The sequence below is a fragment of the Dyadobacter sp. BHUBP1 genome (genome assembly GCF_050587785.1).
Classification (GTDB): domain Bacteria; phylum Bacteroidota; class Bacteroidia; order Cytophagales; family Spirosomataceae; genus Dyadobacter.
Genome location: NZ_JBOBIH010000003.1, coordinates 400708 through 418637 on the forward strand (window position 1 = coordinate 400708; position 17930 = coordinate 418637).

Consider the following 17930-nt stretch of genomic DNA (forward strand, 5'->3'; position numbering starts at 1 on the left):
TTGTAGTACGACAGTTACAGATGGTCAGGAAATAGGAACTTTGTTGGGATCGACCTCTTTAAATTGCGAAAGCCCCTTCCGAAGGAGAGGGGCTTTCATTTCATTTGCAGGGTGCGTCCTTATTTTTGGATGACAGTTTTTAAATGGTGGGTCAGTCCATTTTCCTCTGTAACCTCGATCACATACAGTCCGGACACCCACTTGGCTACCCGTAAACCTGTGACAGGGAAGCTGCTTGCAGAATAAACCACATTGCCGCTGCTATTGGTTATGGTTACGCGGGAGATTTTCCGTCCAGCCAGGTCTGTGAGGAAGATCTTATCGGATACGGGGTTGGGGTAGGTTGCCAAACCCCGGATACCGGACTCGACGTTCCTGATGCCACTGTATGCATAAGTCTGATCTTTATCGACCATTTTGAGGCGATAGTAATTCTCTCCCGGGGCCATCGCAGCATGGACGAAAGTATAGTCGCGGCGTATGGCGCTTTCCCCGAAGGATTCGACCTTGCCGACAGCGCGCCAGTTTTTGGTATCCTTGCTGTGCTGGATCTCAAAATAATCGCTGTTGGTTTCCCAGGTAGTTGTCCATGAAAGCAGCGCCTGACTGCCTTCCCGAACCGCCTTGAAGTCGACCAGCGTGACTGGCAATGCAGCCTGGTCTCCGGAGATATACAGTGTCGCATTTGCTGTCGCACCCTGTGAGTCTGTGGTGGTGTATGCGAAGGCAACGCTGCCTTTGAAGGTAGCTTCGGGAGCAAAAGTGTAGCTGCCGTCAGACTGGAGCGTCAAAGTTCCCTTACCGGTTACAGAAGTTGTCTGCGCAGTCACAGTCTGGGTATCCCCCTCCGGATCTGAGTCATTCGCTTTTACGCCATTTGCCGCGGTTGCGTTGATTCCGCTCGCCGAAGACAGCAGGGCATAGTCATCGGCAGCCTGAGTGCTATTGGTCGTCCCGGCAAGTGATATTTGAACGATCTGATAAGCCGAGGCGCTTAAAGGAACCGGTCTGTTATCGCTGACTGTGTAAAGTATTGTGTCTTTACCCACAATTCCGGTCGGAGGGGTGTAGGTCACCGCTCCCGTAGCCGGGTTTACAACCGCAGTGCCGCCAAGACGTGTGTTACCAGGATTGCCCCCGTTGAGGTCTGTCAGCACAACCGAGGCAGGTACCAACTGTACATCTTTGTTTCCGGCGGCATCATTGGACAGCGAATTAATTGTTACCGCTGTATTCATTTTAGTGGAAGCAATGTCCAGGTTCGCAATCGGCGGGTTGTTCGTTCCCGTGCCGTTTACGGTAATTACGAGCAGCTCTACCGGACAGTTTGTTGTCACCGAAGGCGGGCAAACCGGTACCAGGAAGCGGTACACGCCCGGAGTAGCGGAGCTAAACGTATAACTTCCATCGGCAGCTACAACCGGCAGCTCGCCACCTGGATTTGAATATCCCGGCACAGTTGAGGCGCTTCCATACGTGGTTCCTGCAAGGATAACATCATTGGTGGAAACATTTCCTGTAATGGCAACACCGGCAAGTGCTACATTGACATCCGGATTTGTCTGGTTACAACTGAGCCCAATTGCCATGCGGGTATCGACAATGGCGCCGTATACATCCACGTATTGGTCTACGGCCTGTGCGAGCGAACCGATCGAAATTTTGATTTCGTCAAACGGCACCGTGGTATAGAATCCTGGGTTGTAGAAGTCAGACGGGGTGCCGAACCATTGGTTCAAGACCGAGAGGTCGAACAGAGCTGCATCGTTTTTCGATTCCTGCTGTACCCCATTCAGGTATGTCGTGATGGTGATGCCGGTAAATAGCCCTCCTGAAAGCAGGAATGGGTTTTTCTTGATGGTGAAGCCAGCAAAAGTACCGGCAGGGAACGATGTGGCAGGGACCGCAACGGCCAGAGAGTTTACTTCCAAGCCGCTGGCAAGGTTGTGTATCCGGGCGAAGTCTGTGGTGGAGGCTGTAACAGCACTCCAGGGCGCTTGCACTTCGCAGCCTGCACATGCTATACCTTTGGTCCCGGTCTGCTCGGCATCGATCACCGCGCCATGGTTTTGATCGTTCAACGTTACATTGAAGTCACAACCGACCGTAATCGCGCAGCTGCGTTGCATATACGCCCGGTAGATCAGAATATTGCCTAAGTCCGCTCCTGCCAGGTTGGTGATTTCAAGCTGTGCTTCATCAAAAGGCACTTTGCTGATGATACCGACGATTTGCCTGTTAGCTCCCCCAGTCACCAGGGAAGTGCTCACACCTGCGGCCAGCGAATTGCCCGTGCCGCTTTGCACGAGTACGCCATCGTTGTACAAATGGATCGTCATACTTCCCAATGCGCCTGCTGACAGCAGTGTACCTGACTCGATGTCAAAGCCTGCAAAAGATTCTGCCGGATAGGTTTCAATGGCATTAGCTACTGAAACAGTTGCTTTTGAACCTACGCTTGCTCCCATCACCAGTGTAGCAGGTACTACCACCGATCCGTTTACGATGTTCTCCGAATTATTGAGCTGACAGGCCACGCATCCTACCGCGTCGATCGAGGTCCTTACCCCGTTGACGTAAACCGGATGAGTGGGGTTTGAAACGGCTGTCAGTGTATTACAGGCCAGTTCGTTGGCGCAGAATGATTTGAATACCGCATTGTAGATCCGGGTTGTACCTATGTTGGCATTGATCACAGAGCTGACCGTGATTTTGACCCCGCTGAAAGGCAAGGTCGCCAAAAAGCCGATGGTCTGCCGTCCTGCGCCGTTCAATACCGAGCTTTTAGCAGATATCAATCCGGTGTTGCCCGAAAACGATTCGATAACTGCCCCGTATTGATCCGTGGTGGAAATGGTAATTCCTGAAAGCGCGCCCGCGCCGATCAGGTTCGGGTTGTCGATGTCAAAACCGGCGAAGGTATTGGCAGGGTAAATTTTCGCCCCGTCGGCCACCGCGTAAGCGGCCGTTGTGCCGATGTTGGCCGGCACCACCAGCTCGGTATAATTGTCCGGATCTGCGTCAATCGCATTGCCGGACGCTACAATGTTACATTGCACACAGGCGGTGGCATCAATTCCGGTATTGCGGGTGTCGACAAAGACAGGATAATCCGGTTTGACCAGCTTGGTGTTGGTATTACATGCCAACGCAGGTCCTTCGCAGAACCGCTCGGTCACGGCCCCGTACACCCGGATAGGCGCTACCTGTACCGCACCCAGCATGGAGACGCTGAACTGGATTTCATCGAAGGCGAATTTGGTCTTAAAACCGGTGATAGCGTGTCCGGAAGAAGTAAAAAGGCCGGCGCTGCCCAAAGCCCCCCCGTCTGAAACAGTTTCCTGCTGTACACCGTTGAGGTAAGTTGTAACCGTGTGACCTGCCGCAAATGCAACCCCGAGCGTTCGCTGGTCTTCTATCTCAAAGCCGGCGAATGTCCCGGCGGGGTATACCGTCTTGGTATTTTTGATCGAAACCGATCCTGTCGAAGCTACCGAAGCAACCAGGTCGATTTCCGCATAATCCGTTGCGTCCGAATTGACCAGATTATTTGTATTTCTCACTGCGCAGTTTACGCAGGCCACATTAGTACTGATACCGGTCCTGTCGGTGTTTACATATACCGGGAAGGTCGGGTTATTCCACTGTTCGACCAGATTACAAGGACGAGGCGTGGATTCTGCACAAAATTTGGTGACCACGGCATTATAGATCTCGGTTGTACCCAGGTTAACGCTCAATGACGATGCCTGATCGATCTGGATCCGGTCGAAGTTCTTGGTAGTCAAAAAGCCGACGGTCGTTCTGCCGTCGGTATTGACGATGTTTGCCGTCAGCAAGCCGCCGGGGCCGGTATATTCTTCCTGCAAAGTGGTTCCCAGATAGGTCCGCACCGTCAGCGACCCCAGCAGCGAGGCGCCTGCAAGGCCCGAGTTCTGAATCTGAAAACCGGCGAAATACCCGGCAGGATAATAACCATTATCGCTTTGCACAGTCAGGCGTAACCCGCCCGCGGCGGTAAGCACGGCGACAAAACTTGCGAAGTCTGTCGTGCTGGCACTGATGGCATTAGGCGTATTATTGACCGCCGACAGGGATACACCATACCGGCCTGTCCAGACAGTCAAACCTGCATTGGGAACAATGCTCATATGATAGGTCGGTAGGTTCAGTGCGGTAGGTGTGTTACAGGGCAACAATGAAGTGTCCGGCGAAACTACCTGCGCGATAGAGAGAAAAGGGAGCAGAGCAAATGCCGACAGCAGAAGCATCTGAGTTGATAAACGAACAAGCCCGGATTGTTTGACAGCTCTCGTAAGAGCGCGCCTGGGTAACATTTTTTCCATAGCGTTTGTTGGATTGATTAATAAAATCTGATCGCCTGGTCTTTCAGGGTATAACAGACCTTGGTGGCCCTTTTACGGCTCCTGGGCAAAGGCGAACTGCTTGTTAACGAATGTATATATACGAACAAAATGATGCACCGCTGCTGAGTTGGCAAAAGCGCGTAAGAGAAACCGCCAATGGTAACTTTGGCATTCGTTCAAGACAATACAATAACAACCAACACAGCTGGCTGTTTGGGTGGATCTATGCTTGTTGCGAAAATTTTGCCTTGTGCAGCAAGTGCTTTAGCGGAGTTAGACCTGCACTCTATTACGGGACGGAGGAGCTCTCTCGCCCTGGTACGCAAGCGTCAAATGGTCAGTTGCAGTAGGAATTGAAGTAGAAGTTGCCATGATGTTTATCTGTCCGGTTATATGAAAGGATTACGAATGGCAAAAACCTTTGGCTTACTTTTTCAATTGCAGGTGCTTGTAGAACATTCTTGGATCTCGATCGTTCCCGGGACGATCTTAATAGAAATATTTTACAAGTGAAACTACAAAACGAGACTCAATGATACAATAAAATAAATTCTACGCAATATCTCATTTATGTAGATATACTATACAATATTGGTAGTATTTATTTGAATTATGCCTGCTCTTACGCTAGGAATGTGTCATTGGGTAGCACAGATGCACTTTCTCAAAAAATGGACTCTCTGTCATGTCGCGGAAATACTACAAAAAAATCGAGTGATTTTTTAAAAAAAGTATTATTCCTTCGATTCTCGGAGCGATGGGAGGCGCAATTCTGCCCCATTTACTCGTAAGACGGCAGGGCCGCGACATACTGGCTGACGACTTCTGGTACATTCTTCATCATCCTGGGGATTTGTAAACCCGACCTGCGGCTCTTTTTTCTTTGATACCAGCCTATATACGTGTCAGGTCATAAGGTATACTTATTGTCTACATAACAGAAAAAATAATTCATTATGGAAACAGGAGCAATAAAAGCGGCGCACATTTATACTTGTGCCAACTTATTTGTCACCGCCGCTTTGGAAATAAATGTGAAAGGCGTCAACTTCTTTTTCGGAGGGCATGAAATCTTTCATTCCGGAGTCAGAGGCGGCAGGGCAGGTGATATACCATACCTGGGAAAGTTCGTATACCGATGTCTTGAAGTTTGCGGCGTACAGGCGTGGAGTCAGTTGAAAAACTGTAAGGTTCTGGTTAAGATTGTCAATAGGCATGCAGTGGCTATCGCCCCGCTGTTCGGTAATACGTTTTTTAACCCTGCGGAAGAATTTGGTATTGCTGATGATATGGATAAAAATGGTATCGTAATGCCAGAATTTGGCTGATAAAGATACTTAGAGGGCAAGAGACTTCTGGTACAGTTCAAACTTGTCGGTCACATTCATTTTTCTGCAGATCCGTTTTTTATAGGTGCTGATGGTGTTGCATTTGAGATTGAGCAGGCAGGCAATCTCCTTGGTGCTTTTACCCAGTGCCACCTGGCCCATGATAACCTGTTCGCGGCCGGAGAGCCTGTCGATCGATTCCAACTCTTCTATCTTGTAACCTGCATCGACCTTGGGCAACAGGGATGATTGCAGTTCCAAGCTCATATATTTGCCGCCGGAAGCCACGATCATGATCGCGCGGACCAACTCACTGGGTTTGGAATGCTTCATAATAAACCCGTCAGCGCCGGAGCGCATCGCTGGCAAGGCATATAGCCGTTCGGCCAATCCTGAATAGAGGAGTATCGAAACATCTGGTTTGGCTCCCCTGAAAATATTCACGAGGTTCGGCGTAATTATCCCGTCGATTTTGATCTCACTGATCACGAGTTCGATACCATTCTCGTTTCTCAGCAGAGACAGTGCCGTTTCGAGGTTGGGCGCCTCGAAAAGACGATAGTCGTTGCAAATTGTTTGTAGCAGTAGCCGCATTCCTGTTCGGAGCAGCGTCTGATCATCGACAATCAATATCTTCATGGCAGGGAGGGATTTGAAAAGAGAATCTTTTGAGATAAACTTTTGAAACAGACGTTCCAGTAAGCCGTGTACCGGCTACCGGAGCGTCTGTTAACTACTAATGAGCGTAATACACTATTTGATATGAACGAATTTGTGTGTGTGGACCGACCCGTCAGTGTGTGTGATGCGCAGGATATACACCCCCGCATCGAGCTTGCTCACATCTACTTTGCCGGAATCGACCGGTCCGGAGTTGTAAACCTGTAAGCCTGCCAGATTATCGATCCGGATGGCTTTCACCTGTTTCCAACTGGTCACTTTGAGCGTGAGCTCACTCATAACCGGATTTGGAAAGATGCTGCTTTCCAGTTTGCTTTCGAAGCGGACACTGCGGATTGCGCTGAATGCGAACGTCCCGTCCTTGTCAACCATTTTCAGTCGATACAGATTGGCGTTGCCAACTCCGACCTCCGGCTGATGATCCGTGAAAGTGTAGTTCTTTTTCACGTTGCTCTCACCTTCCGCCTGAACATCGCCAATGCCCTTCCAGACCTTGCCGTCGGTGCTGCGCTGGATTTCGAAACGCTCTGAGTTTGTTTCTTCCGAAGTCGCCCAGTTGAGCTCAACCGCATTTTCACGTGCGGTCGCGGTGAACGACACGAGCGTTACCGGAAGCGGTTTCTCCCAGCGGATCGTATAAGGAACAGACGGAGATTGTTCACCGGCTTCATCCACATAAGCGTACTCAAAAGTAATGCTGGTGTAGCCGGTACCTGTAAGTTTGATCGCCAGCGAGTCAGGATTGTAGTTCGGGATTACTTGTCCTGCTGTTACCAGCACGCCGTTGTAGTACAGCTCGCCATGGTCGGGCAGGGTCGTGATCACTATTGTCCTGTCATGGTTATCGCCATTCAGTGTGCCGTCCTCAGGATCGGCGCCGGTGAGCCCGTCGGGCGATGTTGTGCCCGCCCCTGTACTCACGTGCGAACCGTTGAGCGGTATCATGGCGTCAGTAACAGGCTGATCGATCAGGTAATCCTTCGGATCGGCAACCGGCGGCTGCTGTACGCCGAAGTTCGCATTGGTCACATCGGTAGTGGTTACGACGATGTTTGGCAAAATACCATTCACCGTTCCATCACTTCCGGCATTAGCGCCCAAATGCTCACCGGTGTTATTCCAACCGGTTGGCAGGCTAGGTACCGTCGAGCCGGCTGCTGTCTGATGCAACACCACGCTGTAAGTGCCTGGCTCCACATTACCAAAGTCGTAAGAGCCGTCGGCATTGACTGCTACGGTGGCAACAATAGCCCCTGTGCTGTCGATGAGCGACACATACAAGCCTGCTGGAATGGTCGTTACCGATCCGGTTGTATTGACGGTACTGTCAGTCAATGCATTCGCATCGTGGAATACGTTACCTGAAAGGCTGACGATCGGAGTCGTAAACGGCTTGGTTACCGAACTTTCGTTGCTCTCCAGCCCACCATTATCGGTTACCGTAAATGGCACGTCCACAGTCGGGTTGCCATCGATCGGGTCGATGAGCACTTGCAAGCCTGTTACCGGCACGGTCACGCCCGAGTCAGGGAATACCTGCTGGCCTGCTTCCGGGGTCGTGCCTGGCGCGACGTAGGTTGTACCATTGATCGTTACGGTCGTCACATTTTCAGGGAACTGAGTAAATGTGATGGTTTCCACGGTTCCATCGGCATCGGTGAAATTGAAATCACCCGAAATATCCACGGTGGTAGTGCCGCCAGGGTTTGGCGAAGAAGGCAACGCCTCGTCGGTCGTAACCGGCGGCTGCTGCACACCAAAGTTGGCATTGGTCACATCGGTAGTGGTTACGACGATGTTTGGCAAAATACCGTTCACCGTTCCATCACTTCCGGCATTAGCGCCCAAATGTTCGCCGGTGTTATTCCAACCGGTTGGCAGGCTTGGTACCGTCGAGCCGGCTGCTGTCTGATGCAATACCACGCTGTAAGTGCCTGGCTCCACATTACCAAAGTCGTAAGAACCGTCGGCATTGACTGCTACGGTGGCAACAATAGCCCCTGTGCTGTCGATGAGCGACACATACAAGCCTGCTGGAATGGTCGTTACCGAACCGGTGGTATTGACGGTACTATCAGTCAATGCATTCGCATCATGGAAGACGTTACCTGAAAGGCTGACGATCGGAGTCGTAAACGGCTTGGTTACCGAACTTTCGTTGCTTTCCAAACCGCCGTTGTCGGTTACCGTAAATGGCACGTCCACAGTCGGGTTACCATCGATCGGGTCGATGAGCACCTGCAAGCCTGTTACCGGCACAGTCACGCCCGAATCAGGGAATACTTGCTGGCCTGCTCCCGGGGTCGTGCCTGGCGCGACGTAGGTTGTACCATTGATCGTTACGGTCGTCACATTTTCAGGGAACTGAGTAAATGTGATGGTTTCCACGGTTCCATCAGGATCGGTGAAATTGAAATCACCCGAAATATCCACGGTGGTAGTGCCGCCAGGGTTTGGCGAAGAAGGCAAGGCCTCGTCAGTCGTAACCGGCGGCTGCTGCACACCAAAGTTGGCATTGGTCACATCGGTAGTGGTTACGACGATGTTTGGCAAAATACCGTTCACCGTTCCGTCACTGCCTGTATTCGCGCCCAAATGCTCACCGGTGTTATTCCAACCGGTTGGCAGGCTTGGTACCGTCGAGCCGGCTGCTGTCTGATGCAACACCACGCTGTAAGTGCCTGGCTCCACGTTACCAAAGTCGTAAGAACCGTCAGCATTGACTGCTACGGTGGCAACAACAGCCCCTGTGCTGTCGATCAGCGACACATACAAGCCTGCTGGAATGGTCGTTACCGATCCGGTTGTATTGACGGTACTGTCAGTCAATGCATTCGCATCGTGGAATACGTTGCCCGAAAGCTGCACAGTCGGAACTGTGAAATCGGCGGTTACGGTGCTGACGTTACTTTCCAGACCGCCATTGTCTGTCACAAAGAACGGGATTTCCACAACAGCGCCGCCATCGACAGGGTCGACCAGAACAGACAGACTGGTTGCGGGGACAGTGAGATTCCCCGGCCAAACTTGCTGACCAGCGCCAGGCGTTGTGCCCGGGGCGACGTAGGTTGTACCGTCGATGGTGATCGTAGTAACATTGTCAGGGAATTCGGTGAACGTAATCGATGTCACAGTTCCATCGGTATCGCTTAGTCCGAAATGCGAGGTCAGATCGACAGTCGTCGTGCCGCCTGGGTTTGGTTGGGTAGGCTCGGTCCCGCCAGTGGTTACCGGAGGCAACTGAATGCCGAAGTTGGCATTGGTCACATTCGTACCTGCCACGGTTATGCCGGTCAGGATACCATTTACGCCTGCGTCACTACCCACACCTGCGCCCAGGTTCTCGCCTGTATTCACCCAACCCGCAGGCAGGCTTGGCGTAGTAGAACCGGCCTGAGTCTGGTGCAACACAATGCTGTAATCGCCGGGAGCGGTCACGCCAAAGTCATAAGTACCGTCTGCATTCACAGGCACCGTTTTCACAGCCGCGCCTGTCGAATCGACCAGAGTCACGTACAGGCCGGTCGGGATAGACGCGTCGGTAGCTGTACTGTTGACAGTCACATCCTTCAATGCATTAGCATCATGAAATACATTACCCGTCAGGGTTACCGGCGCGAAACACGCCTCAGGTGCATTGATCGCGACATTCACCTGTTTCACCAATTGGCATTGGCTGGCATTGTCGGTTACTGTTACCGTATAAGTTCCTGGTGAACCGGTGGTAACCGTCGGATTGGCGATGAATGCATTGGAAAGACCTACAGACGGGCTCCATACGTAGGAATAGTTGCCCGAAGAGGTTACATTCAAAGGCAATGCCGCCGAAGTACCCTCGCAAAGTGCCACATTGTCGACAGTCGCGGTAATGGTATTTGGATTAACTACCACTACCACTTCTTTGTAGTTGCTGCAACCGGTGGTCAGGTTGGTCTGTGTCAAACGGTAGGTTTGCGTAGAAGTAGCAGCTACCGTGGTAGAGGTACCGTTTGGATTAGATACTCCCGCCAGCGGGCTCCACTGCCAGGTGGTGTTGGCAGGAGCAGTACCGGCCAACGAGAGCGTAGCCAGGCCGCCTTCACAAATCGCGGTATTACCGGTAATGGCAAAGTCGGCAGGCGTGTTCACGCTCACCACAACCTGATCGGTGGTGGTACAGCCATTTAAGGTCACGCTAACAGTGTAGGTAGTGGTAGCGGCCGGTTTGACGGTCGGCTGGGCAACATTGGCCGCGCCGACGATGCCTGCGCCTGTCCAAGAGTAGGTAGCACCTGCCACGGCCGGGGTCCCGATCACGGTTGATTCGCCAGGGCAAAGCACGGCATCAGAACCTGCATTGGCCGACGGGCTGACTTTCACCTGGTCGGTGAAAACACATCCACTGGGCAAAGTCACTGTGACAGTGTAGGTCATCTCGCTGGTGACGGTAGCGGTCGGGTTGGCGACGTTGGTCGCGCTCAGCCCGGTTGCGGGAGCCCATACATACGTAGCGCCCGCGGGGGCGGCGGGGTTGCCTGCTGCACCGTAGCCGATGGCGATCGGGCCGGCAGGACAAACGGTTTGGTCAACCAGTTCAAGACCATTGACCGGGTTAACCGTAACGGTCACCTGATCGCTCAGCGGGGTATTACATCCCGGATAGCTCACCTTCACTGTGTAAGTCGTAGTAGCGGTCGGGTTGGTGACAGTCGGCGTAGCGCAGGTCGTGCAGCTAAGCCCGGTGGCCGGCGTTACGCCATCGGCCATAAACCATTCGTATTGGGCGAATGGCACCGCATCGCGGCCCAATTGTACGGCAGCTCCCTGACAAGTGGTAACCGCTGCTCCTGCATATTCGCCGGTAGCAACCGTGTTGCTGAGTACAACCGTATCCTTGTCCACACAACCTGAAAGCGGATCGGTTACCGTCAGGATGTAGCTCTGAGGCGTCGCGAATGCAAACTGTACCTGAGGTTGCGCATCAGTTGGCCCCGTACCGTTAGTCCAGGCGGTGTTGGCTGGCTCCCAGGAATACGTCCAGTTAGTGCCGGCAGGGGCAGCGGTACCGAGTGTTACCGTCGCGCCGTTACATACCGCACGGTCATTGCCTGCATTGGCAACAGGGGCAGACGAATTCACGACAACTTCGGCATTGGTCTTACAACCGGAAGCTGTTTCGGTTACAACCACCGCGAAGGTCTGACTGTTGGCAACAGTCGCTATCGGGTTGGCAATGGCTGGATTGCTCAGGCCCAGCGCAGGCGTCCATGCGTAGGTAAAGCCTGCCACAGGCGCGTTGCCTATCTGCACAGGGACATTCGGACAGGTATATTTGTCCTGTGTGGGGAATGCGGGCAATGCCCATCCCGGTGGGTTGATCACGATCGACTTCTGACATACGATCGAAGCATCGTATTTATTGGTCACCGTGAGCGTGATCGTAGCCTGGGCGGTCGAAGTGATATTTACCGTCTGTGCATTGGCATTATCCACCAGATTGGCGGGGCTCCATGAGAAGTTGTAGTCGGCGGGATTGCCTAGTGAACTGCCCAGCCGCAATGCAGTACTGCCAAATACTTTGGGACATCCTTGCTCCGACAAAGTCAGGATTTCGAAGTCGCAAGTCGCTCCCGGCCCGGTGCAGGGTTGGATTAGTACATCGGCCGTACAGCTAACACCGTTCAATGTTACCGTCCGGCGGAAGCGCGTAACGCCGCTATTGCTTTTCAGATAGGCATCTTTACCGCCATTACGGGTTTGCAGAATGGTGCCGTCGCCGCTTACGATACTCCATGTATAGGTAGCACCGGCAGCATTGTTTTCGTCCAGGTGGGAAACCCAGGCGGGACCGCAAATGGTTTCGTCCTGGTCGGTGATACGGTTGTTGAGGACCGAAACCTGTACCTGGTCCGTGAATGCGCAGCCATTTCTGGTAGCGGTAACCGTATAATTGATTGCTCCGCCTGTGACGGCCGCGGTCCCTGCATTAAAAACAGGATTGGCTACCTGTAAAGAAGACAGGTATTGCCCGGGTGTCCAGGTATACGCGAACGTATTATCCGCAGTACCGCCCAGGGTAGTAGAGGTGTTTTTACAGATCGTCTGATCTGCACCCGCAAAAGCCAGTGTATTATTAGGCGCTGTTACCGGCGTCACGGTCACATCACTGGTGCTGCTGCACGTAGCGCCGCTCTTCTGGGTAACCGTTACAGTCAGGCGGTAGGTGGTTGCGGAAGCAGGATTAGCAATGGGCTGCGCGCAGCTGGTGCAGCTCAGGCTGCTGACCGGATCGCCCGAAATGCTTGTCCACGCGTAGCTTACCGAGGGGCTGGCCACCGGAGTTGAACCGATCTGTACACCGCCGCTGCCCTGGCATACCGATTGGCTTGTACCGGCATTAGCTACCGCCGGAACGACGGTCACCTGATCGATGTCCACACAACCTGCCGTGTCGGTGATTTTCAAGGTGTAGGTCGTTGCCTGCGTGATGGCCGGTGTGGTAAACGAAGCGGTAGAGGCTACCGGTGTCCCGGTGCTGGTGGAGCCCGTAAACCATTGGTAAGCGCTGTACGAACCCGAACCTCCGGTAGCAGTACCGTTCAATGTAACGGTGTTGGCGCCCGCTCCGCAAACGAACCATTGAGGGCCGTCGGCATTGGCGATCGGTGACACGTTGCTGCTGATCACGACCGAGGCTACCTGCGAGCTATCCACGGTCGCCTGCGAACAAAGTTCGGCATTGACCTTCACTAGCCGCCGGTAATAAAGCGTCGTCTGGGAGGCTAGCGGTTGCAGATCTTTAAAAACCTCCCCGGGCATATCCTGCCACGGGCCGGTTGGGCTGTCCGCTTTTTGCCATTGATAAAAAACCTTTCCCGTGTAGGTTGCCGGTGAGGTTACACCCACCGCATTGCCTTCGATTACCGCTGGAATGCCCAGTACACAGGCAGTTTGGGTCATGGGGGCCAGTGTGCTGGCCGATACCGCGAAATTATCGGGCAGCGAGCCGTCGTTGAATTTGGCAATGACGCCGTCGTTGGTCCCGCCGCCATAGGTCTCCTGGTAGGCGCCCGGTGTGGCCGCGTTGGCACCTGTGGTGTTGTAAACGACGACGATATTACCCTGCGGATCCGTCGAGATGCTTTTGCCTCTGGCGTCGGCTATGTTTCCTAATCCATAAGGAGCATCGACCCCTGTCGTTCCCAGATAAGTACCCCAAACGCGTTGTCCTTGGGGCGTAAAGCGGTTCATAAACACATCCGTGCTTCCAACAGGCCCAGGTTTGTAAGAACAATTGGTAGCCAAAGCGGCACCGGCATCGTTCGATTGGCCAACAATGTTGAGGTTACCCGCGTTATCCTGCGTGATGCTGGTGGCAATTGTCATAGCCGAAATCGAAGTCGTCAGGTATGTACCCATTTTTTGCGTCCCGCTTAAATCAAAACTGGCGAAAAAAGTACTTCTTACCAATTGTCCCGAAGTTTCAAGTCCGGCTGGCATAGTTTCGATAAAGGTCCCGGGAGTACTGATCCCCGAAGCACTCTTCGTCTGCCCAACAGTGTAGATGGTCTGCCCAGCCTTATCGATGTGTATATCGTGTATATAGTCGCCCAGAACGCCGCCGAAATAACGTCCCCAAGTCCGTTGACCGTTAGTTTTATTGATTTTCAATAAAAAGCCATCGGTCGACCCGTTTTTAGTTTGCCCTTGCGAGGCATTGGCGGCAAGGTCTGTACTGGTGGTCGCTCCCGAAACGTATATCTGACCATCGGCATCGAGGTCCATGGCGCCTAAATAGGAAATCGTAGCATTAGTAACCTGGCTGAAATCGATGTAGGTACCCCATTGCCTTACGCCCGCATCATTGAACTTCACCAGGGCCGACTGGATCTGGTTAATGACAATGAGGCTGGGAAGGGTCGGCCGGAATGTTCCGGGTGTAGCGATGTCTATGCCTGGAGGATTTTGGCCACCGGTGATGAAACTTCCATACGCATAGAAATTGCTCTGGTCGTCGACAACGATCCTGGAAGGAAAAAACGCCATGCTTCCTCCAAAATAGCTTCCCCACGTGCGTTGGCCTGTGGTGGCATCGAACCGTGCCAGAAAGCCGGTATTCTGGTCCGCCGCGGTTTGAGTAGTCTGATGGGCGCCGGCGGTTGCCATACCGGTGCTGGTGGTTGTTCCGCCAATGTACAGCACATTGTTACGGACGGTTATAGCGGAGGCCAAATCCCTTCCGGCTCCCCCGTAATAAGTGGCCCAGATACGCTGCCCCAAGCTGTTGAATTTAGCCAGAAAGGCGTCCTCGTTTGGAGTCGTTCCCGTTACACCGCCGCCATAAGTCCCATCATAGGCACCGGCAGTAGCAATGCCGGCAGTGCTGGCTGTATTCCCAGTTACATAAATGTTACCGTCATTATCGGTTGCCACAGCCGCGATCTGATCCACAGCTGTTCCGCCGTAGTAGGTCGCCCATTCCAGTTGCGGGGTAGGGTCGATAATGAGTGTTTTACGCTTATCATAGGCCGGTACATGAAAGGCATATACATCATCTTTCCGGAACTGATAACGGACATTCAGTTTCCTGCCTGTTTGTGCAAGCCAGCTAGCCGGAATTTTTTCGCTTAACTTCCCATGGTTCAGTTCCATCACAACCCGGCCGTTTTGGAGAACAGTCCGGTTAGCACCTTTGTATTTGAGGTTAATCAGGGAAGGATCTGCCCCAGGATGGACAATGAAGTTGTACTCAACCGGCTTTTCCGTTCCCTTGCGGGCAACAAATTCCAGGTCAATGCCCGGATAAACGTCGTGGTAGGTAACGGTCTGGAAGCTGCGGATACCATAAAAATCCCCATTTTCGCCGATCACATTGATAGGCTCGGATGTCGCGGGACCGGTGGTGATCGCCGCCGCCGGGTTCGCTCCAAGGAGCTCGATGTCGACGCGGTGGAACTTGTTTTTTCTATAGGTATCGTAGCTGAAACCTGTTTGACGCAGCTGTACCTTCATATGGGGCAGGTTCAACAGGTATTTGACGGCCTTGTTGGGTTTTCCCGTCTGGTTGACCAACTGTCCCCGGTTTTCGACGAATCCCGTGCCGGCTGCATTTTTGAGCCATTGCGAAGCCTGATCGTTGGTCACCTGCTCGGCAGGTCGTTGAGTCGGCGGAGGCAATGCGGGGGCCAGAGGTTTTTGGGCCGGCGCCGCATAGGTTGTCCAGCCCCAAAGGGCCAGAAACAGTAGAAATCGTTTTTGCATAACTGATAGTTAAATGAATAATCAAGATTTGGGTGCAATTTTCAGATGTTTCTTTGTCTCATAGGCAGCAGGTTTTAGTGGATAATGCCGTCGTGTGTGCATATTGGGCCTTGCCTGGCGAAGTGTTGGTCAATTGAGGAATGTCTGGCCTGAGCAATAGTTATTTGCCGCCTTCATCGTTGATCAGGACTTTGTTGAGCTTGACCGCAAGGTCGAGCAGATTGCCTACTTCCAGCTTTTGAAAAATCCGGCGTTTGTAGTATCCCACGCTTTTGGAGCTGGTTCCGGTGATCGCGGCTACCTCCTGATGTGACTTGTTGGCAATCAGCAAATCGGCCATCATTTCTTCCCGCTTGGTCAGCGTGCGGTTGATGGGCTTCGCCACAATATGGAATAGCAGTTGCTGCTGGACATCCGAGCTGATATATCGGGTGTGACTTTCCGCGTGCCTGAGTCCCTCGTTAATTTCTTCGGGTAATGACTTGTTTGAGAACAATGCCGTGGCACCGGCCCGGATAAATTTGTACATAAACTGGGTTTGGTCACCCAGGTTCACCAGTACGGCCGCCTGTGGATTTGCTTTCTTGAAGTCGTCTATCAGGTCTGTATTCTTTGCGTCGGCTGCGCCGATATCCAGGAACAGCGCATCGACTTTTGACACTTGCGACAGCGCGATGGCGTTCCTGAGGCGTTCAGTTTCGATAATGGTTCCGTCAGGGTATTGATTCTTGATAATTGCGTGTAATGCCAGGGAAAACAAATGATTATCGGTAACGATCAGTATTGTCATGGTAGGTGGGTTGTGCATCTGAATGGTGCTTGCGCAATCAGGGGTACGAATGAATGGGAAGTCCGGGCAGCGCTGTCGCCGCCCGGACTTTCATCCCCGTTATTACCTGGTAACGGCTATTTTGTGTGTGCTGATAGTGCCGTCAAACAGGGTCATGATAACGATGTAAATGCCTCGGGGGAGCTTTGTTACATCAATTCCGGCCGCTGACGGCGGCTGGTTGCTGATCACCTTCCGGCCGCTGGTGTTTACAATATCCAACTGTCTGACCAGCTCATATTGCCGAATAAGGATTTTGTCCACGACGGGGTTCGGATACGGCGCTACGCCTCCTTCACCTTGAAATGAGACCCTACGGATCAGGCTATACGCGAACGTCCCGTCGCGATCGACCATTTTAAGCCTGTAAAAATTCTGACCCGCCAACGGACTGGCATCTACGTGGGAATAATTCACGAGCACCCTGCTGTCGCCTTGCGAAGCCACGGAGGCGATGCGGCTCCATTGCTTGCCATTTTGACTGCGTTCGATTTCAAAGTGGTCGCTGTTGGCTTCTTCGGTTGTCGACCAGTTGAGGAGTACCGTTCTACTTTCCACAGCTGCGGTAAACCGGGTGAGCGTGACCGGCAGCGGCGAAATGAGCGATGCAAATGTGTATGCTGTGTAGGCGTCGGGTGCGAGTGGCGAGATGGTGGTGATCGAGCCGGCAGTGAGGTCGCTGGTACCACCTAGTACCGATGTAGTATCAACTTTGGACGGTATCGCCACCCATTCCGTCCCATTCCAGCCGACGATCGTCAGCTTGGTGAGGTCGCTGCCGGTCAATGGGCCAATCGCACTTCCGGCGTCCCAGGTCAGTGTGAGCGGCGTCGCATTCGGTCCGTCTATGTCCCAATATTCGACGGTGCTTACAACATTGACATTAGTGCCCATGCTGCTGGTCGCAAATGGGCCTCCATTGGGGAGGGCCACATAATCGGATCCGGTGAAAAGGTTACTGGTAACGGCTGTATTCGCATCGGCGTGAAAGTAAGCGCCCATCACGCCGTCGGCCGAAGCCGCAAACTGGCCGAGAAAACCATTGTCGCCCACAGGAAACACAAAGCTTCCCGCGCCGTATTTGCGCACGTACCCATCTACGTAACCCGCATCCGAAGCGCCTGTGGAGGTAAGGTTGTCACCGGCAAAGTTTAGCACACCGAAGTTACCCGTTGCGCGCTCGGTCAGGATTACGCCCGGCTGTGCGCCCCCGCCACCGGTCACGAAATTATGGTTACTGAAAAAAGTCATCTGGGCACCGCCGAAGATCGTGGTATTCCCCTGGCTGCCTTCCTGGGCCTGGGCCAGTTGCCCAAGCAGAAGCAAGGCAGTCGAAACGGCCGTGCTGATCCATCCTTTTCGGGATGAAATGGTATAGTTTTGTGTCATTGATTGGTCTGTTTAATGGCATTAGGTGATCCTAATTGCGCGCCGTTATAGGGTGGAAATTGAAACAACCTCGATTGAGTCAATGCTGGTTTTTAT

At 52.9% G+C, this 17930-nt stretch carries 6 protein-coding genes; 1 reads left to right on the forward strand and 5 read right to left on the reverse strand.

Annotated elements, in window-relative coordinates:
* Positions 1–119: 119 nt before the first annotated feature.
* Positions 120–4271: an Ig-like domain-containing protein gene (locus tag ACQ4MZ_RS13905; RefSeq protein WP_430845675.1), complete on the reverse strand. Its 4152-nt coding sequence runs from the start codon at positions 4269–4271 to the stop codon at positions 120–122.
* A 1052-nt stretch (positions 4272–5323) separates the two neighbouring features.
* Here ACQ4MZ_RS13905 and ACQ4MZ_RS13910 point away from each other — a divergent pair.
* Positions 5324–5695: a hypothetical protein gene (locus ACQ4MZ_RS13910; RefSeq protein WP_430845676.1), complete on the forward strand. Its 372-nt coding sequence runs from the start codon at positions 5324–5326 to the stop codon at positions 5693–5695.
* 9 nt (positions 5696–5704) lie between these two features.
* Here the strand turns inward: ACQ4MZ_RS13910 and ACQ4MZ_RS13915 are convergent, their stop codons facing one another.
* The 4 genes from ACQ4MZ_RS13915 to ACQ4MZ_RS13930 form a co-directional block, all read right to left on the reverse strand.
* Positions 5705–6334 (reverse strand): response regulator transcription factor, encoded by a 630-nt coding sequence (locus ACQ4MZ_RS13915; protein ID WP_430845677.1) that lies wholly within the window; start codon positions 6332–6334, stop codon positions 5705–5707.
* 114 nt (positions 6335–6448) lie between these two features.
* Complete coding sequence (locus ACQ4MZ_RS13920; RefSeq protein WP_430845678.1) at positions 6449–15616, reverse strand: T9SS type A sorting domain-containing protein; 9168 nt, start codon at positions 15614–15616, stop codon at positions 6449–6451.
* 160 nt (positions 15617–15776) lie between these two features.
* A complete protein-coding gene (locus tag ACQ4MZ_RS13925; protein WP_430845679.1) occupies positions 15777–16406 on the reverse strand; it encodes a LuxR C-terminal-related transcriptional regulator in 630 nt (209 codons plus the stop codon).
* Positions 16407–16508: 102 nt separating this feature from the next.
* Complete coding sequence (locus ACQ4MZ_RS13930; RefSeq protein WP_430845680.1) at positions 16509–17834, reverse strand: T9SS type A sorting domain-containing protein; 1326 nt, start codon at positions 17832–17834, stop codon at positions 16509–16511.
* Between the last annotated feature and the right edge of the window lie 96 nt (positions 17835–17930).